Origin of the sequence: Nocardioides sp. CCNWLW216 (assembly GCF_037120545.1) — a bacterium.
In the GTDB taxonomy this organism is placed as follows: domain Bacteria; phylum Actinomycetota; class Actinomycetes; order Propionibacteriales; family Nocardioidaceae; genus Nocardioides; species Nocardioides lianchengensis.
Window position 1 is genome coordinate 168,466 of sequence record NZ_JBBBBJ010000009.1, and the last position, 21,971, is coordinate 190,436.

The following is a 21,971-nucleotide window of genomic DNA, read 5'->3' on the forward strand; positions in this document are numbered from 1 at the left end:
TCATGCCGCGGCTGCGTCGTACCTCTCCGGACCAACCGGGCTGGACCCGGCGGCGCGCCGGGAAGGGCTTCGTCTACCTCGACGAGACCGGTGCTCGGCTGCCCGACGCGGACGCCCAGCGGGTGCGCGAGCTGGTGATCCCGCCGGCCTGGCAGGACGTGTGGGTGACGCCGTACGAGAACGGTCACCTGCAGGCGGTCGGGACCGACGACGCGGGGCGGCGGCAGTACCTCTACCACCCCGAATGGCGGGTCCGGCGCGACGCCGAGAAGTTCGACCGGATGCTGGAGTTCGGCAAGGCGCTGACGCGGGCCCGCGAGCTGGTGCTGACCGACCTCGGGCGCGAGGGGATGCCGTTGGAGCGGGCCTGCGCGGCCGCCGTACGGCTGCTGGACCTGGGGTACTTCCGGATCGGCAACGACATCTACGCCGACACCAACGGCAGCTTCGGGCTGACGACCCTGGAGCGTCGACACGTACGACGGCGCCAGGACCGGCTGGTCTTCGCCTTCGTCGGCAAGTCCGGCGTGGAGCACGAGATCGAGATCGACGACGTGGTCGTGATCGAGGCGATCGAGGTGATGCGGCGACGCCGCGGGGGAGACCTGCGGCTGCTGTCCTACAAGGACGGCCGGTCGTGGCGCTCGATGCTGCCCGACCTGGTCAACGCCTACGTGCGCGAGTCGACCGGGATCGAGGCCACGGCCAAGGACTTCCGGACCTGGCACGCGACCGTGCTCGCGGCCGCCGCGCTCGCGGAGTCGCCCGAGCCGGGGGAGTCGCAGGCCTCGCAGAAGCGGGCGGTGGCCGGCGCGATGAAGGAGGTCTCGTCGTTCCTGGGGAACACGCCGACGCTCGCGCGGTCGTCGTACGTCGACCCGCGGGTGGTCGAGGCCTACGAGGACGGCCGGACCATCCGCGGCACGACCCGGCGCACCTACGACACCCCGGACCTGCGGCAGGCGGCGCTGGAGCGTGCGACGCTGAGGTTGATCAAGGAGGCCTGATGGAGATCACCGCGGTGCAGGGTGACATCACCGCCCAGGAGGTCGACGTGGTGGTCAACGCCGCCAACCGGGCGATGCGGGGCGGCGCGGGCGTGGACGGCGCGATCCACCGCGCGGGCGGGCCGGCGGTGCTGGAGGACTGCCGGCGACGCTTCCCCCGCGGCCTCGACACCGGCGACGCCGGGTGGACGACGGCCGGCCTGCTCCCGGCGCGGTGGGTGGTCCACGTGGTCGGGCCCAACCGCACTCGGGGAGAGACCGACCGCGCCCTTCTCACGTCCTGCTACGCCCGGGCGCTGGAGGTGGCCGACGAGCTGGGCGCCCGGTCGATCGCCTTCCCGCTGATCAGCGCCGGCGCCTACGGCTGGCCGAAGGACGACGCGATCGCCTGCGCGTTGGAGGTCCTCCGCTCGGCCTCGACGTCGGTCGCCGAGGCGCGGATCGTCGCGTTCGACCGGGCGTCGTACGACCTGGTCCGGGCGGCGCTGGCCGGATAGTCCCTGACGTCCGGCAGGTCCGAGGGATGCCGAACGTCAGGGACTATCGCGCCACGATCAGAGGCGCTCGACGACCCAGTCGATGCAGCCGGTGAGGGCCTCGACGTCGGCGGGGTCGACGGCGGGGTACATCGCGATCCGCAGCTGGTTGCGGCCGAGCTTGCGGTAGGGCTCGGTGTCGACGACGCCGTTGGCGCGCAGCACCTTGGCCACGGCTGCGGCGTCGACCTCGTCGGTGAAGTCGACGGTGCCGATGACCAGCGAGCGGTGGGCGGGGTTCTCGACGTACGGGAAGGTGTACGACGTCTTCTCGGCCCAGCCGTAGAGCGCGTCGGAGGAGCGGGTGGTGCGCTCGACCATGCCGGCGAGGCCGCCCTGGGCGTTCATCCAGTCCAGCTGCTCGGCCATCAGGAACAGCGTGGCGACCGACGGGGTGTTGTAGGTCTGGTTCTTCGAGGAGTTGTCGATCGCGGTCGGCAGGTCGAAGAAGGCCGGGACGTGCCGGTCGGACGCGGCGATCGAGGCGGCCCGCTCGAGGGCGGCCGGCGACATCAGCGCGATCCACAGGCCGCCGTCGGAGGCGAAGCACTTCTGCGGGGCGAAGTAGTAGGCGTCGACCTCGGCGAGGTCGACGGGCAGGCCGCCGGCACCGGAGGTGGCGTCGACCAGGACCAGCGAGCCCTCGTCGGCGCCGGCCGGGCGGATGACCGGGGTCATCACCGCGGTGGAGGTCTCGTTGTGGGCCCAGGCGTAGACGTCGACGCCGGCCTCGGCCGCGGCGACCGGCGCGGAGCCCGGCTCGCTCTTGATGACGGTGGGGGCGTCCAGCCACGGGGCGTCGGCCGCGGCCTTGGCGAACTTCGAGGAGAACTCGCCGAAGGAGAGGTGCTGGCTCTTCTTCTCGATCAGGCCGAACGTCGCGATGTCCCAGAACGCCGTCGCGCCGCCGTTGCCGAGCACGACCTCGTAGCCCTCGGGCAGCGAGAACAGCTGGGCGAGGCCCTCGCGGACCCGGCCGACGGTGTTCTTCACCGGCGCCTGGCGGTGGGACGTGCCCATCAGCGAGGAGCCGGTCGCGGCGAGCGCGTCGAGGTGGCTGGTCTGGATCTTCGACGGTCCGGCACCGAAGCGGCCGTCGGCGGGGAGCAGGTCGGCGGGGATCTGCAGGTCGGTCATGAGCTGCCTTCCGAAGGGCGAGGAGTGTGACTTCCCTGACCACGCTGTCAGCCCCGCCATTGTTGCAGCCGCGTTGCGGCGAGATAAATCGCCGGATCGTGGATCATGGACCCGTGCAGGTGCAGGAGCTCCGGATCGTCCCGGTCGAGTACGGCCACCCCGACGCGATGCGGCTGATCGACGAGGTGCAGGCCGAGTACGTCGTCCGCTACGGCGGCCCCGACGAGACCCCGCTGGACCCGCTGATGTTCGTCCCACCCGCCGGCAGCTTCTTCGTGGGCTACCGGGGCGATGACGCGGTCGCGACCGCTGCCTGGCGCAGCAGCGGCATCTCCGCGCTCGGCACCGACCGCACCGCCGAGATCAAGCGCATGTACGTCGTCCCCCGCGCCCAGCGGGCCGGGCACGCGCGCCGGATGCTCGCCCACTTGGAGGCCACCGCCCGCGACGCCGGGTTCGCCGCGCTGGTCCTGGAGACCGGCGACAAGCAGCCCGAGGCGATCACCCTCTACACCTCCGCGGGCTACGAGCCGATCCCGTCGTTCGGGCACTACAAGGATTCCCCCGAGAACCGCTGCTTCGGCCGGCTGCTCTGATGCTGCTGCCCCCCAAGGTCGCCCACGGCGTCGCCGACGGCTCGGTGACGCTGGCCTTCCGCCGCTGGGCGAAGCCGGGGGTGAAGGTCGGCTCGCAGTTCCGCACGGTGGCGGGGGTCATCCGGGTCGACGGGGTCGAGGTGGTCGACGCCGAGGCGATCAGCGACGCGGACGCGGTCGCCGCGGGCTGGCCCGACGCCGCCCGGCTCCGTCGCCAGCTGGACAAGGTCGAGGGCGGGCTGCCGACGTACCGCGTGGTGCTGGCGTACGCCGGCCCGGACCCCCGGGTCGCCCTGCGCGAGAGCGCCGAGCTCAGCGCGGACGACGTGCGCGCCATCGACGTACGGCTGGAGCGGCTGGACCGGGCCAGCAGCCACGGGCCGTGGACGATGTCGACCCTCGCCCTGATCGGTCGGCGACCGCACGTGCGCGCGCCGGACCTGGCCGCCGAGATGGGGCGCGAGCGCGATCCGTTCAAGATCGACGTGCGCAAGCTGAAGAACCTCGGGCTGACCCAGAGCTTCGACGTCGGCTACGACCTGTCGCCGCGCGGTCGGGCCTACCTGGCGCGGACCACCCGGACCGTCAGCTGACCTCAGGTCGGCCGCGAGGCGGTCGATGGTCGATCCCGTGCGCCGTACCGTCTGCCTCCTGGTCCTGCTGGCGACCCTGCTGACCGCTGCTCCGGCCGGCGCGGCGCCGCCGATCGAGGACTACGCGCCGTACCAGCCGCAGACCCGCTGCGCGCCGAAGCCCAAGCCCGGCACCGTGGTGCTCGGCCGCTGGCTCGTCCGGAGGTACGGCGGCGCGTACGGCGGGGTGTCCCGCGCCTGTGCGAAGGGCTCGACGTCGGAGCACGCCGAGGGCCGCGCCTTCGACTGGACCCTCGACGTGCGGCGCGGCCGCGACCGGCGCGCGGCGCGGCGGATGATGCGCGACCTGTTCGCCACCGACCGGGCCGGCAACCCCGACGCCCGCGCCCGGCGGATGGGCGTCATGTACGTCATCTGGGACGACCGGATCTACTCCGCCTGGAACGGCTTCGCGCCCGAGCGCTACCTCAGCTCGTCCTGCCGCACCGTGCGGCGCTGCTCGACGACCCTGCGGCACCGCGACCACGTGCACCTCTCGCTCACCCGCGCCGCCGCGCGCGGCCGGACGTCGTGGTTCGAGGGGCGCCTGGACTAGCCGGTCAGGGCCGGATCAGCCGTGCCACTCCGCCTCCCAGCCGTCGACCTCGTCGGCCTTGCGGGCGGCGGGGCCGGTGTAGATGGCCGAGGGACGGATCAGCCGGCCGGTGGTCTTCTGCTCCAGGATGTGCGCCGACCAGCCGCCGGTGCGGGCACAGGTGAACATCGAGGTGAACATGTGGGCCGGGACCTCGGCGAAGTCGAGGACGATCGCGGCCCAGAACTCGACGTTGGTCTCCAGCACCCGATCGGGGCGGCGCTCGCGCAGCTCCTTCAGGGCCGCCTGCTCGAGGGCCTCGGCGACGGCGTACCGCGGGGCGTCGAGCTCCTTCGCCGTACGGCGGAGCACGCGGGCGCGCGGGTCCTCGGCGCGGTAGACACGGTGGCCGAAGCCCATCAGCCGCTCGCCGGAGTCGAGCAGGCCCTTGACGTAGGCGGTGGCGTCGCCGGACTTCTCGACCTCCTCGATCATGGTCAGCACGCGGGCCGGGGCACCGCCGTGCAGCGGGCCGCTCATCGCGCCGATGGCGCCGGAGAAGGCGGCCGCGACGTCGGCGCCGGTGGAGGTGATGACGCGGGCGGTGAAGGTGGAGGCGTTCATGCCGTGCTCGGCCGCGGAGGACCAGTAGGCGTCGATCGCGTGGGCGTGCTTCGGGTCGGCCTCGCCCTTCCAACGGATCAGGAACTTCTCGGCGAGGGTCTTCCCCTCGTCGACGGCCTTCTGCGGGACCACGGGCTGGTTCAGGCCGCGGGCCGACTGGGCGGCGTACGAGAGCACCATGACGGCGAGCCGGCCGATGTCCTCGCGGGCCTGCTCGTCGCTGATGTCGTAGGTCTGGCCGAAGCCGAAGGCCGGCGCGAGCATCGCGACCGCGGCCTGGACGTCGACGCGCACGTCGCCGGTGTGGACCGGGAGGTTGTAGGGCTCCGCGGGGGCGAGACCGGGGGAGTACTTGCCGTCGATCAGCAGGCCCCAGACGTTCTCGAACGGCACCCGGCCGACGATGTCCTCGATGTCCACGCCGCGGTAGCGCAGCGCCGAACCCTCCTTGTCGGGCTCCGCGATCTGCGTCTCGAAGGCGACGACGCCCTCCAGCCCGTGGTGTACCTCGGTCATCGGCGCGACTCCTTCGTCTCGTGGGCGCAGGCGGCAGCGCCCCCGGCATTGTGTACCCATCCCTAGGCTGGCGGTATGGCCGACCCCACACCGGACACCGGACTGGACCTGCGGGCGCTGCGGCACGAGTACGCCGCCGCCGGGCTGGAGGAGAGCGACCTCGCTCCGGACCCGATCACCATGTTCCGCCGCTGGTTCGACGAGGCGCAGGCCGCCGGCGTGCACGAGCCGAACGCCCTCGTGGTGGCGACCGCCGACGCCGACGGCGTCCCGTCCTCGCGGATGGTGCTGTTGAAGGGGCTCTCGGACGCGGGCTTCGTCTTCTTCACCAACACCCGCTCGCGCAAGGGCTCCGAGCTGGCCGCGAACCCGCGCTGCGCGCTGCTCTTCCCGTGGCACCCGCTCGAGCGGCAGGTCCGCGTCGACGGGGTCGCGACCCCCCTCCCGGCCGCCGACGTGGCCGACTACTTCGCCGTCCGGCCGCGCGGCTCCCAGCTCGGCGCCTGGGCGTCCCACCAGTCGCGGGTGGTCGCCGACCGCGAGGAGCTCGCGGCGTCGTACGCCGAGGTCGAGGAGCGCTACGACGGCGCCGACGTCCCCGTCCCGGAGGAGTGGGGCGGCTATCTCGTCCGCCCCGAGGCGGTCGAGTTCTGGCAGGGCCGCCCCGGCCGGATGCACGACCGGCTGGTCTACCGGCGAGCGGGAGAGGGCTGGACGACCGAGCGGCTGGCTCCCTAGGGACTACCCCACCAGCACGGTGGCCAGCCGACGAACCCCCTCGACGAGGAGCGGGACCGGCGTCTCACCGTAGGTCAGGCGCAGGTACGACGCGTCGGGCTCGGTCGGGAACCATGCCGAGCCGGCGGAGACCAGCACTCCGGCGCCGCGGGCACGGGCGGCCAGGTCGACGTCGTCGACGCCGTCGGGGAGCCGGACCCACAGGTGCATGCCGCCGCCCGGGACCGTGTCGACCGAGGCGCCGGCCAGCCGGGCGCGAACCTCGGAGAGCAAGGTGTCGCGGCGGGCGCCGAGCTCGCGAGCGACGGTACGGCGGTGCCGGCCGGCGGCCGGCGAGGACAGGAAGTCGACCGCGGCCTCCTGCAGCGGGCGGGAGACGTAGAAGTCGTCGAGGGTCTTGGCGGCGCGCAGCCGGTTGAGGGCGGGGCCGCGGGCGACCAGCGCGGCCACCCGGAGGGCGGGTGCGACCGGCTTCGACAGCGAGCGGACGTGGACGACGTGGCCGTCGACGTCCTGGGACACCAGCGTCGGCGGGGCGGGTCCATCGATGGTCAGGTCGCGGGCGTAGTCGTCCTCCAGCACGAACGCGCCGTACGAGCGGGCGAGCGCGAGCAGCTCCCGGCGACGGCCGGCGGCCAGGGTGCTGCCGGTCGGGTTGGCGTGCAGCGGCTGGACGACGACCAGCCGCGCGCCGCTGGACGCGAGCACCCGGTCCAGGACGTCGGTGCGCAGTCCGTCCGCGTCGGTCGGCACCGGGTGCACCTCGAGCGCGTGGCTGCGGGCGATGGAGATGAACCCGGCGTACGTCGGAGTCTCCAGCACCACCGCGTCGCCCGGCCGGGTGAGGGCGCGGATGGCGATCGACAGTGCGCTCTGCCCTCCGGAGGTGATCAGCACGTCGGCGGCGTCGACGCCCCCGATCTCGCGGGCGAAGAGCTGCCGCAGCGACTCGATGCCCTCGACGGGCGCCCGCCCCCAGGCGCCGGTCCGGCGCACCGCGCGGGCCAGCGCGGCGCTGAGCGGCTTCTCGGGCACGAGCGTCTGGTCGAGGTAGCCGCCGGCGAGCCGGACCACCCCAGCCCCGGGTTCGGCGTGCAGGGCGAGGGTGCGGGAGGCGTCGGGTGGTGCGTGCCCGCCGAGGGCCACGTGCTGCCAGCCGAGGTCGGCCGAGCGCGTGGTCGGCGGGGCCGCCGCGACGAAGGTCCCAGCGCCCGGGCGGACGTCGACCAGGCCCTCGCCGTGCAGCTGGCGCACGGCCTGCTGCACGGTGAGCGGGGAGACCTGGAAGTGACGCTGCAGCTCGCGGACCGATGGCAGTCGCGCGCCGACCGGGCCGGCAGCGACGAGGTCGCGGAGCGCGGACAGCAGGGCGCCGCGACTGTTATCGTCCTTCATGAAGGATCAGAGTAGCGTTATCGGCTTGGCCGCACCATCGGGTAACGCTCCACCGCAAGAAGCGTCCCGTGGTTGGTTCCTGGGGCTGGTCGGCGTGGTGGGCTTCAGCTTCTCGCTGCCGGCGAACGTCTGGGCCGTCGCCGGGGCCGACCCGTGGACCATCACGGTGTGGCGCTCGCTCGCCGCCGGGATCCTGGCCCTGGCGATCCTGCGCGCGGCGCGCGCACCGCGTCCGGACCGGCGGGCGCTGCCGGCGCTGGCGGTCGGCGGACTCATGGTCGGCCTGGCCTTCCAGCTGCTCTCCTCGGCCGCGGTCACCTCCATCGACCCCGGTCGGGGTGCGGTTATCCTCGGCCTGCTGCCCGCCTGCACCGCGGTCGTCGCGGCGGTGCTCGGTAGCGAGCGGCTGCCCGGGTCGTTCTGGCTTGCGAGCGGCGCCGGGGTCGCGGTGCTGACGGCGTACCTGCTCTCGCGGCCGGGGGCGGGCGGCGACGGGTTCGGGACCGGCGACCTGGAGATGCTGGGCGCGGTGGTCTGCGCGTCGGTCGGCTACGCGATCGGCGCCGATCAGGCACGCACTCTCGGCGGCCCGCAGAGCATCTGCTGGAGCCTGGTCGTGCTGCTGCCGCTGACCCTCCCGCTCGGCGTGGTCTCGCTGTTCGTGAGCGAGGTGAGCTGGTCGCCCACGGTGCTCGGCGGGTTCGCCTACCTGGTGCTGGTCTCGCAGCTGCTCGGGTTCTTCGCCTGGTACGCCGGCCTCGCGCGCGGAGGCACCGCGAGGGTCAGCCAGGTCCAGCAGCTGCAGCCGCTGCTCACCATCGCCTGGTCGGCCCTGCTGTTCGCCGGCGAGGTCGACGCCCGGACCGTCGCGGTCGGCGTCGCGGTGGGGCTGCTGGTCTGGCTGGCCCAGCGGGCGCGGCTCACTCGCCGCTGATGACCGGGGCCGGCTGCGTGCCCCAGACGGCGGCGCCGAGCTGGAAGTCGTAGTCGGTCCACGTGGGCGAGTCGAGGTCGAGCTGCTGGATCTCGATCGCCGCGAACCGAGACTCGGCGAGGTCCATCGCCCGCTCGAGCTGGGTGCGGAGCGCCGCCTCGCCGGGTCCGGTGACGACCGGCGCCTCGACGTCGACGAAGACGCGGGCGTCGGTGGCACCCGGCATGGTGCGCCACTCGGTGACGGTGATCGTGGCCGTGTCGTCCATCTGGTCGGCGGGCAGGTCCTCCGCCGCCGCCATCTCGCCGCGAGAGCTCTCACGGCACACCTGGAGGACGGTGCGCTCGCCGGCCTCCCCGACGCCGGGACGGCAGGCCTCCCGCTGGCCGTCGGGCAGCGTGTAGACGTCGGGCACGGGCTCGCCGCCGCGGACTCCGGTGTGTCGGGTGACAGCCACCCCGCCGTACGCGGCGACCCGCAGCGAGCCGGTCGTCCACAGTGGTCCGACGGAGTCCTCGAAGGTCCGCAGGTCGGCGAGGCGGGCGTCCCAGACCGCACGGTTGGCCCGCACATGGTCGGCGATCTCGCGGTCCGCTCCGGCGCCGGCCCACAGCACGGCCAGCACGGTCGTTGCGACGGCGAGGGCGACTGAGGTGACGAGGGCGGTGACCAGGAGGAGGTGGCGGCGCATGCCTCGCTCCCTTCCCTCGGGGGTATCCGATAACCCGTTTGTGAGTGAGCACTCACTCACTTAGGCTTCGCGACGTGAACGAGGACCTGCGCGGACCGCGCACCGCCCGGACCCGGGCCCGGCCGCTCTCGCCGGACGAACGGCGCGAGGTGATCCTCTCGGCGACCGTGCCGCTGCTGCACGTCCACGGCCGGGCCGTGACGAGTCGGCTGATCGCCGAGGCCGCGGGGATCGCGGAGGGCACCATCTTCCGGGTCTTCGCGACCAAGGAGGAGCTGGTCGACGCGGCCATCGCTCGGGCCTTCGACCCCGGCAACGTGGTGGCCCGGATCGAGGAGATCGACGGTCAGCTGCCGCTGGAGGACCGGCTCGTGCGGCTGGTCTCGATCCTCCAGCAGCGCTTCCGCGCCACCTTCGGGCTGATGCAGAAGGTCGGCCTGGTCGGCCCGCCCGACCACCTGCACGACTCCGCCCGGGCCGACGCCTGGCGGGCCCGGCTCGAGACGCTGCTGGTCGGGGTGGTCGGCGACGACTCCGCGCGGCTCGCCGTACCCGTCGAGGAGTTCGTGCACGTGCTGCGCCTGCTGACCTTCGCCGGCAGTCACCAGAAGGTCGCCGACGGGCGGCTGCTCACCCCCGACCAGATCGTCGACGTCGTGCTCCACGGCACCCTGAGGAGGGACTGACATGCTCGTCCGCCTGCTCCGCACCCGCCTCGCGCCGTACCGCACCTGGCTCACCGCCGTCGTGCTGCTCCAGCTCGTCGGGGTGCTGGCGATGCTCTACCTGCCCAGCCTCAACGCCCGGATCATCGACGAGGGGATCGTCACCGGGGACACCGCCACCATCTGGCGCCTCGGCGGGCTGATGCTCGCCGTCTCGGTGGTGCAGATCCTCTGCTCCGTCGGGGCGTCCTGGTACGGCGCCCGCACGGCGACGTCCTTCGGGCGCGACGTCCGGCGCGACCTCTTCCAGCGGGTCGGGACGTTCTCGGCCCGCGAGGTCCAGGACTTCGGGGCGCCGTCGCTGATCACCCGCACCACCAACGACGTCCAGCAGGTGCAGATGCTGGTCGTGATGACCTGCCTGATCGCGGTGTCGGCGCCGATCATGATGGTCGGCGGCGTGGTGATGGCGCTGCGCGAGGACGTCGGGCTGGGCTGGATCCTCGCGGTCGTGGTGCCGGCGCTGTTCGTGAGCGTGGGCTTCGTGATCTCGCGGATGGTGCCGAGCTTCCGGGTCATGCAGGAGCGCATCGACGAGGTCAACCGGGTGCTCCGCGAGCAGATCAGCGGCATCCGCGTGGTCCGGGCCTTCGTCCGCGAGCCGCACGAGCGGGAGCGCTTCGGCGAGGCCAACGACCGGCTCACCGACGTGGCCGTGACGGCCGGCCGCTGGATGGCCACGATGTTCCCGCTGGCCATGCTCGTCGTGAACGTGTCCAGCGTCGCCGTCATCTGGTTCGGCGGCCACCGGGTCGACAGCGGCCAGATGCAGGTCGGCGCGCTGACCGCCTTCCTCTCCTACCTGATGCAGATCCTGATGTCGGTGATGATGGGGACGTTCATGCTCATGCAGGTCCCGCGCTCGGCGGTCTGCGGCGAACGGATCGCCGAGGTGCTCGACACCGAGACGTCCGTGCGGCCGCCGGCCCGGCCGGTCACTCCCGACCCGGCCGACCGGGGGCGGCTCGACCTCGACGAGGTCACCTTCGCCTACCCGGGCGCGGCCGACCCGGTGCTGGACGGGATCTCCCTGTCGGCCCGGCCCGGGACCACGACGGCCGTCGTCGGCTCGACCGGTGCCGGCAAGACCACGCTGGTCAACCTGGTGCCGCGGCTCTTCGACGCGACCGGGGGCGTGGTCCGGGTCGGCGGCGTCGACGTGCGCGACCTCGACCCCGACGTGCTGTGGGGGGCGATCGGCCTGGTGCCGCAGCAGGCGTACCTCTTCTCCGGCACCGTCCGCAGCAACCTCCAGCACGGCCGCCCCGACGCGACCGAGGAGGACATGTGGGCGGCGCTCGAGGTCGCCCAGGCGCGCGACTTCGTGACGGCGCTGCCCGAGGGCCTCGACGCCCCGGTCGCGCAGGGCGGCACCAACCTGTCGGGCGGCCAGCGGCAGCGCCTGGCCATCGCCCGCGCCGTCGTACGACGTCCGGCGATCTACCTGTTCGACGACTCCTTCTCGGCCCTCGACCTGGCCACCGACGCCCGGCTCCGCGCCGCGCTGCGGCCGGTGACCACCGACGCGACCGTCGTGGTCGTCGCCCAGCGGATCTCCACGATCCGCGACGCCGACCTGATCGTGGTGCTGGAGGACGGCCGGGTGGTCGGCCGCGGCACCCACGACGAGCTGCTGGCCGACTGCGGGACCTACCAGGAGATCGTCGCCTCCCAGCTCACCACCGAGGACGCCGCATGACCACCCAGAAGCAGGAGTTCAAGGCCACCGAGCGGATCGAGGCGCCCCAGGGCGGCCCCGGCCGGGGTCCGATGGGCGGCGGTCAGGTCGGCCAGAAGGCGATGACCTTCGGGCCGTCCGCGCGCCGGCTGGTCGCCGGGATGCGGCCCGACCGCTGGGCGGCCTCGCTGGTGGTCGCCCTGGTCGTGGTGTCGGTCGTGCTGATGTCGATCGGCCCGCGACTGCTCGGGCACGCCACCGACCTGGTCTTCCGCGGGTTCGTCGGCGGCCGGCTGCCCGCGGGCACGCCCGACTCCGAGCTGCCCGAGGCGGTCCAGGGGCAGGGCGTCGTCCCCGGCGAGGGCGTCGACTTCGACGCCGTCGGTCGCTGGCTGCTGATCGTGCTGGCCGTCTACGTGGTCGCGTCGCTGCTGTCCTGGCTGGCCGGCTACGTCCTCAACAGCGTCGTCCAGCGCACCGTGCGGCGGATGCGTCAGGACGTCGAGGACAAGATCCACCGGCTGCCGCTCGGCTACTTCGACCGCTCGCCCCGCGGCGAGCTGCTCTCGCGCGTCACCAACGACATCGACAACGTCAGCCAGACCCTGCAGCAGACCATGAGCCAGCTGCTCCAGTCGGTGCTGACCGTGCTCGCGGTGCTGGCCATGATGCTGTGGATCTCGCCGCTGCTGGCCCTGGTCGCGCTGGTCAGCGTGCCGGTCTCGCTGCTGGTGACCCGGGCCATCATGAAGCAGTCGCAGGGCCAGTTCGTCGCGCAGTGGCGTCGTACCGGACAGCTCAACGCGCACATCGAGGAGTCCTTCTCCGGGCACGCGCTGGTGAAGGTGTTCGGCCGCACCCGCGAGGTCGAGGAGGCCTTCGAGCAGCACAACGAGGGCCTGTACGACGTCTCCTTCAAGGCGCAGTTCATCAGCGGCCTGGTGATGCCGGCGATGATGTTCGTCGGCAACCTCAACTACGTGATGGTGGCCGTCGTGGGCGCCCTCCGGGTCTCCAGCGGCGCGCTGACGCTCGGCGAGGTGCAGGCCTTCGTGCAGTACACGCGGCAGTTCACCCAGCCGCTCACGACGGTGGCGTCGATGACCAACCTGCTGCAGTCCGGCGTGGCCTCGGCCGAGCGGGTCTTCGAGCTGCTCGACGCCGACGAGGAGCCGGTCGAGTCGGCGGACTCCGGGGTCCCGGCCGCGCGTCGCGGGGAGGTGGCCTTCGAGCACGTCTCCTTCTCGTACGACGCCGAGCGTCCGCTCATCACCGACCTCTCGCTGGTGGCCCGGCCCGGCCAGACCGTCGCCATCGTCGGCCCGACCGGCGCGGGCAAGACGACCCTGGTCAACCTGGTGATGCGCTTCTACGACGTCGACGCCGGCCGGATCACGATCGACGGCGTCGACATCGCCGCCGTACCCCGGGCGCAGCTGCGGGGCCAGGTCGGGATGGTGCTGCAGGACACCTGGCTGTTCGAGGGCTCGATCCGCGACAACATCGCCTACGGCCGCCCCGGTGTCACCGAGGAGGAGGTGCTCGAGGCCGCGCGGGCGACGTTCGTGGACCGCTTCGTGCACTCGCTGCCCGACGGCTACGACACGGTCGTCGACGAGTCGGGGTCGAACCTGTCGGCGGGGGAGCGGCAGCTGGTCACCATCGCCCGCGCCTTCCTCACCGACCCCGCGCTGCTGATCCTCGACGAGGCCACCAGCTCGGTCGACACCCGCACCGAGCTGCTGCTGCAGCACGCGATGGCCGCGCTGCGCACCGACCGGACGTCGTTCGTCATCGCCCACCGGCTCTCCACCATTCGCGACGCCGACCTGATCCTGGTGATGGAGGGCGGCGCCATCGTCGAGCAGGGCACGCACGTCGACCTGCTCGCCGCCGACGGGGCCTACGCCCGGCTGCACGCGTCGCAGTTCGCCGCGGCGGAGGCGGGGTAGGCCCCGCTGTCACGCGGGGCCGACCCCGCCGAAAAAGGCCTTGAGCGGCCTGAGCGGTCGACCTAGCCTTTTCGTACACGGGAAAGGAGGTGGTCCGAAGAATGAGTTCTTTCAGGACGCGTGAGGTGGCTGCCCGCTAGCAGCCCCAGCAGGACGACGGGGCGGAAGCGCCCCTGACGCTGCTGGCGAATACGAAGCAGCTACCCGACCCGCAGGCGAACCGGGACCACGTCCCCCGGTGCGGTCCGGACCCCGGTCCGGCGCCACGCCTGCGGGTCGCTTCATGTCCTGGCCGACCGGGCCAGGTGCAGCACGAGGTCGGCGTCGAGGGTCACCTCCGCCGGCAGCACCGCGCGGATCCGTTCGAGGACCGTCGCCAGGTCCGCCGCCGGGAGCTGCCGGTAGGCGGAGATCGTCGTGAGGTGGCCGACGTAGTCGTCGGCCGAGAGGGTCAGCCGGCGCTCGATCCGCAGCTGGCGGACGTCGGTGAACAGCGGCGAGGCGACCAGCTCGGTGCCCGGCCACTGCAGGGCGCTGTCCGGGGGCGTGCCGTCGGGGGCGACGATGCCGTCGTCGGGGAGCAGCGTCCCGCGGGCCGCGCGGACGGCCGCGTCGACGTCGGGGTCGGCGAGCTCGACCGGGCCGCCGCAGGACGCGAGCACGCCGCCGGGGGCGAGCAGCGCCGCGACGCGGGGCCAGCGGCCGGGGGGTCGGGTCCAGTGCAGGGCGGCCGCGGCCAGGACCAGGTCGTGGGTGCGGTTGAGCGGCAGCTCCTCGAAGGAGGCGTGCACGGTCGTGACGGTGCCCGGGACGTGCCGGCGCAGCTCGGCGAGCATCGCGGCGTCCGGGTCGGTGGCGGTCACCGCGACGCCGCGGGCCGAGAGGACGCGGGTGGCCTTCCCGGTGCCGGCCCCGATCTCGAGGGCGGTACGGACGGGGCGGGCGGCGTACGCCTCGATCTCGTCGACGAGGCGGTCGGGGTAGCCCGGCCGGAAGCGCTCGTAGGCCGCCGCCACCGCCCCGAAGCTCAGCGCGCGCCCGCCCACGACGTGGAGGCTACGCCGCCTGCGGCGCCTCTCCCGGTACGGCGTCACCAAGCGCGGTGACGTCGGCGTCGCCGTCCTCGTCGGACTCGACCACCGGCTTCGGCGGCTCGCCGACCATCATCGCGACGGCGGAGATCGCGACCCAGGCGAGCACCAGCGCGACGGCGAACCGGCCGCCGGCCTCCTCGAGCGGGACGGTCCGGGTGACCAGACCCTGGTAGAGCGCGGGCGACGACGCGAGCACGGCGCCGAGCAGGACCGGAGCGGACAGCATCCTCATGCGGTGGCCTCCATCAACTGGTTGTGGGCGGCGTCGGTGGACACGACGCCGGCGGAGCGGACCTGAGCGGTCCCGGTGAGCTCGGTGTAGGCGAGTACGGGCAGGCGGTCGACGGCCGTGTGGACGAGCCGTCGTACGGCGGTGCGCAGCTGGGGCGCGCACACCAGCACCGGCCGGATGCCGCGGTTCTCCGCGTCGACCATCAGCTGGGCGACGCTGCCGACCGCGGCCTGGGCGGTCAGCGGGTCGAGGACGATCATCGAGCCCTGGTCCGAGGGGCGCAGCGACTCGAGCATCCGCTGCTCGAACTGCGGCTCGAAGCTGATGACGTGCACGGTGCCGTCGGTGACGTGCGGGGCCACGATGGCCGGGCCGAGGGCGCCGCGGGCGGCCTCGACGAGCGAGTCGAGGTCCTTGGTGGCCTGGGCCCGCAGCGAGAGGGACTCGAAGATCCGGACCAGGTCGCGGATCGAGACACCCTCGTCGAGCAGGGTCTGCAGGACCCGCTGCACCTCGCCCAGGCTGAGCATCGCCGGGGTGAGCTCCTCGACCACGTTGGGGTGGCTGCGCTTGACGACCTCGGTGAGCATCTTGACGTCCTCGCGGCCGAGCAGCCGGCCGGCGTGCGTCGAGACGACCTCGGCGAGGTGGGTGGTGATGACGGCCGCGCGGTCCACGACGGTGGCGCCGCTGAGCTCGGCCTGGCTGCGCAGCTCGCTGGGGATCCACTTGGCCTCGAGGCCGAAGACCGGCTCCCGGGTCGGCTCGCCCGGCAGCGAGCCGAGCATGTCCCCGATCGCCAGGACGCAGCCGTGCGGCGCCTCGCCACGGGCGACCTCGACGTCGAAGAGCTTGATGGCGTAGGTCCGGGCGGGCAGCTCGAGGTTGTCGCGGGTGCGCACCGGGGGCACGACGACGCCGATCTCGGCGGCGACCTTCCGGCGCAGCGCCTTGACCCGCTCGAGCAGGTCGCCGCCGCTGGTGGTGTCGACCAGGTCGATCAGGTCCGCGGAGAGCTCGAGGCCGAGCGGGTCGACCTGGATCTCGGCGGCCAGGCCCTCGGGCGAGTCGTCGGTGCGGGAGGTGACCTCGGCGACCGCGGCCTCGGCGGCGGACTTCGTCGGCTTCTCGGACTCGGCCCGTGTCGAGATCAGCAGCAACACACCGCCGGTGAGGAGGAAGGGGATCTTGGGCAGGCCCGGGATCAGGCAGATCGTCATCGCGGCGAAGCCGGCCACCTGGAGGGGCAGCTTGCGGGCGGTCATCTGCCGGATGATGTCGGAGCCCATGTCGCCCTCGCCCGCGCTGCGGGTGACGATGAGGCCGGTGGCGACCGACATCAGCAGGGCCGGGATCTGCGAGACCAGGCCGTCGCCGACGGAGAGCAGGCTGTAGGTCGAGATCGCGTCGGCGGGGGACAGGCCCATCTGGGTCATGCCGATCGCGAAGCCGCCGAGCAGGTTGACCACCGTGATGATGATGGCCGCGATCGCGTCGCCCTTGACGAACTTGGACGCACCGTCCATCGCGCCGTAGAAGTCGGCCTCGGCGTGCACCTCGGCGCGCCGGCGGCGGGCCTCGTCCTCGTCGATCAGGCCGGAGTTCAGGTCGGCGTCGATGGCCATCTGCTTGCCGGGCATCGCGTCGAGGGTGAAGCGGGCGCCGACCTCGGCGACCCGCTCGGCGCCCTTGGTGATCACCATGAACTGGATGACCAGCAGGATCGCGAAGATGATCAGGCCGACGATGAGCGAGCCGCCGACCACGAAGTGGCCGAAGGTCTCGATCACCTTGCCGGCGTAGCCGTCGACCAGCACCAGCCGGGTGGCGCTCACGTTGAGCGCCAGGCGGAACAGGGTCATCACCAGCAGCACGGCGGGGAAGGACGCGAAGTCCAGCGGCCGGACCACGAACATGGCGGTCAGCAGCACCAGCAGGCCGCCGGTGATGTTGGCGGCGATCAGCAGGTCGAGCAGGACGGCCGGCAGCGGGACGACCAGCATCACCACGATCATGACGATGCCGACGGGTACGCCGAGCTGTGTGAGTCGCTTGAGGCCCATGGGGCGCGTCGTCTCCTGCGTTCGGATGCGGTCGCCGTCCCTGGCCCACGTGGTGACGCCGTCCTGGCGTCAGACGCCCTATCGGCCGCCGAGGGCCGGTGCTGAGGAGATCGCGGGAGTCGGCGTACGACGCTTGCGGTGGCCGGCCGGCGCGACCTGGGGAACCTCGACGCGGCGCGGGCTGTCGTGGCGGCCACCGGGGCGGCCGGAGTTGCGGCGGCCGATGACGAAGGCCAGCACCTGGGCGACCGCGGCGAACAGCTCGGCCGGGATCTGCTGGCCGACCTCGGTGGAGGAGTAGAGGGCACGGGCCAGCGGCACGTCCTGGACCAGCGGCACCCCGGCACCGGTGGCGGTCTCGCGGATCTTGGCGGCGATCGCGCCGGCGCCGCGGGCGACCACGATCGGGGCGTTCTTGTCGGGCTGGTAGCGCAGCGCCACGGCGACGTGGGTCGGGTTGACCAGCACCACGTCGGACTGCGGGACGTCGGCCATCATCCGGTTGCGCGCGGCGGCGAGCTGGCGGCCGCGGATGGCGCTCTTGATCAGCGGGTCGCCCTCGCTCTGCTTGTGCTCCTGCTTGATGTCGTGCTTGCTCATCCGGGTCTGCTTCCCGGTACGACGGCGCATGACGGCGTAGTCGACGGCGGCCATGACCACCCCCGCCACGGCGACGCTGCGCAGCAGCGAGACGGCGTGGTCCCCGGCGGCCTCGAACACCGTGCCGAAGGGCACCATGCCGCCGAGCAGCGGCATCATGCTGCGGACCGAGCCGTAGACCATCACGGCCACGATCGAGCACTTGACCAGCATCTTGATGCCCTCCCAGAGGGCGTGCGGGCCGAAGACGCGCTTGGCGCCCGAGAGCAGGTTGAGGTTCTTGGCCGAGGGCTTGGCCGCCTTGGTGGCGACGTAGAAGCCGCCCTGGGCGATGGTGCCGGCCACGCTGACCAGCAGCATCCCGACCGACAGGGCCATCACGGCGACGAAGACGTGCTTGCCGCCCTCGGCGAGCAGCCGCATCGCGTGCGGGACAGTGGGGTCCTCGAGGGTGCGCAGGCTGTGGGCGAGCAGCTCCTGCAGCGCCGTCAGCTCCCAGCCGACCAGCGTCGGGACGGCCAGGGAGGCGAGCAGCAGCGCCGACCAGGCACCCAGCTCCTGGGTCCGGGCGACCTGCCCCTCCTTGCGCGCCTCCTTCAGGCGCTTGGGAGTGGGCTTCTCGGTCTTCTCATCGCTCATGGCCTGCTATCCCGTTCCGGCGAGGGCCGCCATGGCCTCGAGAGCCAGGTCGACGAGGTGGTCGGTGACGCCCGGGAGCACCGGGAAGGAGAGCCCGACGAGCAGCAGGGTCAGCCCGATCTTGGCCGGGAACATGACGTTCAGGGCGTTGAGGGCGGGCGCGACCTTGGTCATCAGGGCGAGGCCAAGGTCGGCGATGAAGAGCACCGCGATCATCGGCATCGCGATCTGCACCGCGGTCACGAAGAACACCTCGAAGGCCTTCGTGAACAGCGCGGCGCCGCCGTCGAGGTCGGGGGAGGTGCCGATCGGGAGCAGCCGGAAGGTGGTGAGCAGGCCACCGATGACCACCAGGTGGCCGCCGCTGGCGAAGAGCATCATCGTGGCGAGCATCTGGTGGAACTTGCCGAAGATGGTCGAGCTGTTCATCGACAGCGGGTCGAAGCCCTGGGCGAGGGCGAAGCCGCCGAAGACGTCGATCATGCTGCCCGCCGCCGCGATCGCCGTGAACAGCAGCATGGTCAGGAAGCCCATCGCCAGGCCGATCAGCACCTGGGTCAGCGCGGTCACGATCAGCGGGAAGGTCTCGACCGGGATCTCGGTCTGCGCCATCGCCGGGGCGACGGTGAGGGCCAGCCCCAGGCTGAGCACCACCTTGGCGCCGGCCGGGATGCCACGTGAGGCGAAGGGCGGCACCACGGCCACCCACGCGATGATGCGCAGCGACGCGAGCAGGAACGCGATCGCGGGCTCACCGGCCACCGAGACGGTCATGGGATCAGGTCTCCGGGTTCCCGGGTCAGCCGAGGAGCGAGGGGATGCGCTCGAAGAGCTGCTCGGTGAAGGTCATCAGGGTGTGCAGCATCCAGTTGCCGCTGAGCACGATGGCGCCGCCGACGGCGACCACCTTCGGCACGAAGGCGAGGGTGAACTCCTGGATCTGGGTCATCGACTGGAACAGCGAGACCAGGAAGCCGACCGCGAGGGCGGTGACCAGGATCGGGGCGGACAGCTTCAGCGCGACCATCATGGTCTGCATGGCGATGTCGATGATGTCGGTGTCGGACATGACGGATCCCTACTGGTAGCTGGCGACCAGGGACGTGATCACGAGTCCCCACCCGTTGACGAGGACGAAGAGCAGCAGCTTGAAGGGCAGGGAGACCATCACCGGCGGCATCATCATCATGCCGAGCGCCATCAGCGCCCCGCTCACGACCAGGTCGATGACCAGGAAGGGGATGAAGATGATGAAGCCGATGATGAAGGCCTGCTTCAGCTCGCTGAGGATGAAGGCCGGGACGAGCATCGTCATCGGGGTGTCGGCGCGCTCGGCCGGCAGGTCGCGCTCGGCGACGTTGGCGAGCAGCTCGATCTCCTCGTCGCCCGCCTGCTTCAGCATGAAGGTGCGCAGCGGCTCGATGCCGGAGTCCCAGGCCTGGGCGCTGGTCAGCTCGCCGTCCAGGTAGGGCTGCACGCCGACGTCGTTCATCTCGGAGAGCACCGGCGCCATGATGAACAGGCTCAGGAAGAGCGCCAGACCGGCGAGGACCTGGTTGTTCGGCGTCTGCTGGAGCCCGAGCGCGTTGCGGGTCAGGCCCAGCACCACCAGGATCTTGGTGAAGCAGGTGCAGGTCAGCAGCAGGGCCGGGGCCAGCGAGAGCAGGGTGAGGGTCAGCAGCAGGGTGATCGACGAGCTGGGCTTGTCGGTCAGCCCGTCCAGCTCGACGATGACCGAGTCGCCACCGGCGGTGTCCGGACCGTCCGGACCGGCAGGTCCTTCCGGGCCCTCCTCGACCGTGGCCAGGATCGCGCCGGCGGGCGCCGCGGCGACCGGCTGCAGGACGGACTGGGCCACGGGCTGCGCGGCGGCCGCGGGCTGCGCGAGCACCCCGAGGCCCCCGATCACGAGCATGCCGAGGAGAGCGCCCAGGACGAGTCCGAGGCGCTGGAGCAGGCGGGTCACGAGGCGCGCCGGGAGACCGCACGCGCCGCGAGGCGCCAGGTGTCCGGGGAGAGCAGCGAGCCGGCGAGGGGGCTCTGGTCCTGCTCCTCCTGGAGCAGGACCTGGGCGGGGGAGAGCTGCGGAGCCGCGACAGCGGCCTTCAGCTCGGCCTCCAGCTCGGCCTCCAGGGTGGCGGCGAACGAGGCCACCTGGGCCTCCTCGACCGGCGCGAGGGCGGGCAGCGGAGCGGTGACGGCAGGAGCGACGTACACGGGGGTGGCGGTGGCGGCGGCGGCCAGGCCGCGCTTCTGTCCGCGCTTCTGGGCACCCTTGGGCTGCAGCCAGCGGGTGGGCTCGTCGACCTGGCCGGCCATCGAGCCCAGCAGGCTGTCCGGGGCCGCGAGGGCCACGGGGACGGGCGTCGCGGCCGGGGACACGGCGGGTACGACGACCGGGGCCTCGGCGACCGGGGCCTCGGCGACGGGCTCGGCCGGCGCCTCGACCTCGGCCGGGTCGATCTCGGTCAGCATCTGGACCTGCTGGTCGGTGGTGCCGAGGAGCAGCATCCGGCCACCGACCGAGACCAGGGCGACGCCCGAGCTGCGGCTCAGCGACTGGCGGTGCAGGACCTGCAGGGGTGAGCCGGAACGGCCCTTGAACTTCTTCCCGCCGAAGCGGACGCACAGCAGCAGCAGACCCACGACGACGGCCAGCGAGACGACCATCCGAACGGCGAGCTCCATCATGGGTCAGCTCGCCGCGCTCTCGTCGTTGATGATCTCGGTGACCCGCAGGCCGAAGTCCTCGTCCACGACGACGACCTCGCCGCGGGCGATCAGCCGGCCGTTGACCAGCAGGTCGGCGGGGCTGCCCGCGGCCCGGTCGAGCTCGAGGACGGCGCCGGGCGCCAGCGCGAGCAGCTCGCGGACGGGCATCCGGGTCCGGCCCAGCTCGACGGTGACCTCCATCTCGACGCCGTGCAGCATCTCGATGCCGCGGCCGCCGGCGATCGGCCGGAGCCGGGCGGTCGGGGGCAGCGCGAGGGCCGGGCGGCCGGGCGGGAGGGCGGTGGGCTCGTCGTACGCCTCGTGGTCCGCGGTGTCGTAGGGGGCGGCGTCGCCGAGGTCGGCCACCGGGCCGGCGGCGGCCGGCGCCTCGGAGGTGGCGGTGGTCGTGGCGACGGCCTCGGGGCTGTCCGAGGTCTCCACCTCGACCGCGTCCACGACGTCGAGGACCTCGGACTCGGGCAGCTCGACACCCGCCGCGGCGGCCAGCACCGAGGTCGGGACCAGCAGCGCGCCGGAGATGGTCATCCCGATGAGCGGCACCGCCCACAGGTCGTCGCCGAGCTCGGCGTCGACGGTGTCGAGGGTGACCTGGCGGGCCTTGTTGACGCTGCAGCCGAGGACCTCGGCGGCGGCGTCGAGCGCCGGCTGGGCGGCGGCGGCCAGGTCGAGGGAGCCGAGCGGGGTGTCCTTCAGCGCGTCGACCAGGTCGCGGCCGACGAGGACGCCGATCATGCCGCGCAGCGGGCCGGTGAGCCCGGCGACCGCGGCGCCGGCGAACAGGTCGGTGATGTGCTCGGTGGCCGGCTGCGGATCACCCGGCGCCAGCTCGTCGGCGGCCGGCAGCAGCGGCGCGACGGCGTCCGCCGCAGCTGCGAGCAGGCTCGACAGGCGAGGGTCGAGGTCGGGGGTCATGG

23 protein-coding genes are annotated in these 21,971 nt (G+C 72.7%); 10 read left to right on the plus strand and 13 right to left on the minus strand.

Annotated elements, in window-relative coordinates; translation table 11 throughout:
- Positions 1–2 precede the first annotated feature (2 nt).
- Together V7S47_RS19380 and V7S47_RS19385 are read left to right on the plus strand one after the other, a co-directional pair.
- The gene (locus tag V7S47_RS19380; RefSeq protein WP_336563107.1) at positions 3–1,007 is read left to right on the plus strand and encodes a DNA topoisomerase IB; all 1,005 of its coding nucleotides are present in this window, start codon (positions 3–5) and stop codon (positions 1,005–1,007) included.
- A complete protein-coding gene (locus V7S47_RS19385; RefSeq protein ID WP_442945366.1) occupies positions 1,004–1,504 on the plus strand; it encodes an O-acetyl-ADP-ribose deacetylase in 501 nt (166 codons plus the stop codon). The genes V7S47_RS19380 and V7S47_RS19385 overlap by 4 nt, the downstream gene beginning before the upstream one ends.
- A 57-nt stretch (positions 1,505–1,561) precedes the next feature.
- Here V7S47_RS19385 and serC read toward each other — a convergent pair whose 3' ends face one another.
- Entirely contained in the window at positions 1,562–2,680 is a 1,119-nt protein-coding gene (gene serC, locus V7S47_RS19390) for a phosphoserine transaminase (RefSeq protein ID WP_336563110.1), read from the minus strand.
- Between the two features lie 113 nt (positions 2,681–2,793).
- Between serC and V7S47_RS19395 the strand changes: the two genes are divergently transcribed.
- Genes V7S47_RS19395 through V7S47_RS19405 form a run of 3 tightly spaced genes read left to right on the plus strand, consistent with a single transcriptional unit; the run spans position 2,794 to position 4,464 of the window.
- Positions 2,794–3,276, plus strand: coding sequence for a GNAT family N-acetyltransferase (locus tag V7S47_RS19395; RefSeq protein ID WP_336563111.1), 483 nt, complete (start codon positions 2,794–2,796; stop codon positions 3,274–3,276).
- Entirely contained in the window at positions 3,276–3,869 is a 594-nt protein-coding gene (locus V7S47_RS19400) for a hypothetical protein (protein ID WP_336563112.1), read from the plus strand. The genes V7S47_RS19395 and V7S47_RS19400 overlap by 1 nt, the downstream gene beginning before the upstream one ends.
- A gap of 37 nt (positions 3,870–3,906) precedes the next feature.
- Complete coding sequence (locus V7S47_RS19405) at positions 3,907–4,464, plus strand: hypothetical protein (RefSeq protein ID WP_336563113.1); 558 nt, start codon at positions 3,907–3,909, stop codon at positions 4,462–4,464.
- Positions 4,465–4,479: 15 nt separating this feature from the next.
- Here V7S47_RS19405 and V7S47_RS19410 read toward each other — a convergent pair whose 3' ends face one another.
- Positions 4,480–5,583, minus strand: a complete 1,104-nt coding sequence (locus V7S47_RS19410; protein WP_336563114.1) for a citrate synthase 2 — start codon at positions 5,581–5,583, stop codon at positions 4,480–4,482.
- Positions 5,584–5,658: 75 nt separating this feature from the next.
- Between V7S47_RS19410 and pdxH the strand changes: the two genes are divergently transcribed.
- Entirely contained in the window at positions 5,659–6,321 is a 663-nt protein-coding gene (gene pdxH, locus V7S47_RS19415; RefSeq protein WP_336563115.1) for a pyridoxamine 5'-phosphate oxidase, read from the plus strand.
- 3 nt (positions 6,322–6,324) lie between these two features.
- Here pdxH and V7S47_RS19420 read toward each other — a convergent pair whose 3' ends face one another.
- Positions 6,325–7,716: an aminotransferase-like domain-containing protein gene (locus tag V7S47_RS19420; RefSeq protein ID WP_336563116.1), complete on the minus strand. Its 1,392-nt coding sequence runs from the start codon at positions 7,714–7,716 to the stop codon at positions 6,325–6,327.
- On the opposite strand from V7S47_RS19420, the gene V7S47_RS19425 reads away from it, so the two are divergent.
- Positions 7,715–8,650 (plus strand): DMT family transporter, encoded by a 936-nt coding sequence (locus V7S47_RS19425; protein ID WP_336563117.1) that lies wholly within the window; start codon positions 7,715–7,717, stop codon positions 8,648–8,650. The genes V7S47_RS19420 and V7S47_RS19425 overlap by 2 nt on opposite strands.
- Here the strand turns inward: V7S47_RS19425 and V7S47_RS19430 are convergent.
- On the minus strand, positions 8,637–9,341 hold the full coding sequence (locus tag V7S47_RS19430; RefSeq protein ID WP_336563118.1) for a hypothetical protein: 705 nt from the start codon (positions 9,339–9,341) through the stop codon (positions 8,637–8,639). The two genes, V7S47_RS19425 and V7S47_RS19430, sit on opposite strands and share 14 nt — an antisense overlap.
- A gap of 74 nt (positions 9,342–9,415) precedes the next feature.
- On the opposite strand from V7S47_RS19430, the gene V7S47_RS19435 reads away from it, so the two are divergent.
- Genes V7S47_RS19435 through V7S47_RS19445 form a run of 3 tightly spaced genes read left to right on the plus strand, consistent with a single transcriptional unit; the run spans position 9,416 to position 13,696 of the window.
- Complete coding sequence (locus V7S47_RS19435) at positions 9,416–10,027, plus strand: TetR/AcrR family transcriptional regulator (protein ID WP_336563119.1); 612 nt, start codon at positions 9,416–9,418, stop codon at positions 10,025–10,027.
- Between the two features lies 1 nt (position 10,028).
- A complete protein-coding gene (locus V7S47_RS19440; protein WP_336563120.1) occupies positions 10,029–11,765 on the plus strand; it encodes an ABC transporter ATP-binding protein in 1,737 nt (578 codons plus the stop codon).
- Positions 11,762–13,696, plus strand: a complete 1,935-nt coding sequence (locus tag V7S47_RS19445) for an ABC transporter ATP-binding protein (protein ID WP_336563121.1) — start codon at positions 11,762–11,764, stop codon at positions 13,694–13,696. The genes V7S47_RS19440 and V7S47_RS19445 overlap by 4 nt, the downstream gene beginning before the upstream one ends.
- 281 nt (positions 13,697–13,977) lie before the next feature.
- Here the strand turns inward: V7S47_RS19445 and V7S47_RS19450 are convergent, their stop codons facing one another.
- From V7S47_RS19450 to fliN, 9 genes are all read right to left on the minus strand, one after another.
- Complete coding sequence (locus V7S47_RS19450; protein WP_336563122.1) at positions 13,978–14,742, minus strand: class I SAM-dependent methyltransferase; 765 nt, start codon at positions 14,740–14,742, stop codon at positions 13,978–13,980.
- A gap of 10 nt (positions 14,743–14,752) precedes the next feature.
- Positions 14,753–15,022 carry a hypothetical protein gene (locus V7S47_RS19455; RefSeq protein ID WP_336563123.1) on the minus strand — a complete coding sequence of 90 codons (270 nt, stop codon included), beginning with the start codon at positions 15,020–15,022 and terminating at the stop codon, positions 14,753–14,755.
- A complete protein-coding gene (flhA, locus tag V7S47_RS19460) occupies positions 15,019–17,085 on the minus strand; it encodes a flagellar biosynthesis protein FlhA (RefSeq protein WP_090857356.1) in 2,067 nt (688 codons plus the stop codon). Before flhA ends, V7S47_RS19455 begins: the two co-directional genes overlap by 4 nt.
- Positions 17,086–17,163: 78 nt before the next feature.
- Positions 17,164–18,324, minus strand: a complete 1,161-nt coding sequence (locus V7S47_RS19465; RefSeq protein ID WP_336563124.1) for an EscU/YscU/HrcU family type III secretion system export apparatus switch protein — start codon at positions 18,322–18,324, stop codon at positions 17,164–17,166.
- Between the two features lie 6 nt (positions 18,325–18,330).
- A complete protein-coding gene (locus tag V7S47_RS19470; protein ID WP_090857362.1) occupies positions 18,331–19,098 on the minus strand; it encodes a flagellar biosynthetic protein FliR in 768 nt (255 codons plus the stop codon).
- 25 nt (positions 19,099–19,123) lie between these two features.
- A complete protein-coding gene (gene fliQ / locus V7S47_RS19475) occupies positions 19,124–19,393 on the minus strand; it encodes a flagellar biosynthesis protein FliQ (protein WP_090857364.1) in 270 nt (89 codons plus the stop codon).
- 9 nt (positions 19,394–19,402) lie between these two features.
- A complete protein-coding gene (fliP, locus tag V7S47_RS19480) occupies positions 19,403–20,290 on the minus strand; it encodes a flagellar type III secretion system pore protein FliP (protein WP_336563125.1) in 888 nt (295 codons plus the stop codon).
- Positions 20,287–21,012 (minus strand): flagellar biosynthetic protein FliO, encoded by a 726-nt coding sequence (locus V7S47_RS19485; protein ID WP_336563126.1) that lies wholly within the window; start codon positions 21,010–21,012, stop codon positions 20,287–20,289. Before V7S47_RS19485 ends, fliP begins: the two co-directional genes overlap by 4 nt.
- Before the next feature lie 6 nt (positions 21,013–21,018).
- The gene (gene fliN / locus V7S47_RS19490) at positions 21,019–21,969 is read right to left on the minus strand and encodes a flagellar motor switch protein FliN (protein ID WP_336563157.1); all 951 of its coding nucleotides are present in this window, start codon (positions 21,967–21,969) and stop codon (positions 21,019–21,021) included.
- Positions 21,970–21,971: the final 2 nt, after the last annotated feature.

Excerpts from the sequence above, each read along its gene's own strand:
- pdxH (WP_336563115.1), top strand. The coding sequence starts at position 5,659 with ATGGCCGACCCCACACCGGACACCGGACTGGACCTGCGGGCGCTGCGG.
- V7S47_RS19470 (WP_090857362.1), bottom strand. The coding sequence starts at position 19,098 with ATGACCGTCTCGGTGGCCGGTGAGCCCGCGATCGCGTTCCTGCTCGCG.
- V7S47_RS19430 (WP_336563118.1), bottom strand. The coding sequence starts at position 9,341 with ATGCGCCGCCACCTCCTCCTGGTCACCGCCCTCGTCACCTCAGTCGCC.
- fliN (WP_336563157.1), bottom strand. The coding sequence starts at position 21,969 with ATGACCCCCGACCTCGACCCTCGCCTGTCGAGCCTGCTCGCAGCTGCG.
- V7S47_RS19455 (WP_336563123.1), bottom strand. The coding sequence starts at position 15,022 with ATGAGGATGCTGTCCGCTCCGGTCCTGCTCGGCGCCGTGCTCGCGTCG.
- V7S47_RS19400 (WP_336563112.1), top strand. The coding sequence starts at position 3,276 with ATGCTGCTGCCCCCCAAGGTCGCCCACGGCGTCGCCGACGGCTCGGTG.
- V7S47_RS19465 (WP_336563124.1), bottom strand. The coding sequence starts at position 18,324 with ATGAGCGATGAGAAGACCGAGAAGCCCACTCCCAAGCGCCTGAAGGAG.
- V7S47_RS19425 (WP_336563117.1), top strand. The coding sequence starts at position 7,715 with ATGAAGGATCAGAGTAGCGTTATCGGCTTGGCCGCACCATCGGGTAAC.
- flhA (WP_090857356.1), bottom strand. The coding sequence starts at position 17,085 with ATGGGCCTCAAGCGACTCACACAGCTCGGCGTACCCGTCGGCATCGTC.
- V7S47_RS19440 (WP_336563120.1), top strand. The coding sequence starts at position 10,029 with ATGCTCGTCCGCCTGCTCCGCACCCGCCTCGCGCCGTACCGCACCTGG.
- V7S47_RS19485 (WP_336563126.1), bottom strand. The coding sequence starts at position 21,012 with ATGGAGCTCGCCGTTCGGATGGTCGTCTCGCTGGCCGTCGTCGTGGGT.
- V7S47_RS19445 (WP_336563121.1), top strand. The coding sequence starts at position 11,762 with ATGACCACCCAGAAGCAGGAGTTCAAGGCCACCGAGCGGATCGAGGCG.
- V7S47_RS19410 (WP_336563114.1), bottom strand. The coding sequence starts at position 5,583 with ATGACCGAGGTACACCACGGGCTGGAGGGCGTCGTCGCCTTCGAGACG.
- V7S47_RS19380 (WP_336563107.1), top strand. The coding sequence starts at position 3 with ATGCCGCGGCTGCGTCGTACCTCTCCGGACCAACCGGGCTGGACCCGG.
- serC (WP_336563110.1), bottom strand. The coding sequence starts at position 2,680 with ATGACCGACCTGCAGATCCCCGCCGACCTGCTCCCCGCCGACGGCCGC.
- fliQ (WP_090857364.1), bottom strand. The coding sequence starts at position 19,393 with ATGTCCGACACCGACATCATCGACATCGCCATGCAGACCATGATGGTC.
- V7S47_RS19420 (WP_336563116.1), bottom strand. The coding sequence starts at position 7,716 with ATGAAGGACGATAACAGTCGCGGCGCCCTGCTGTCCGCGCTCCGCGAC.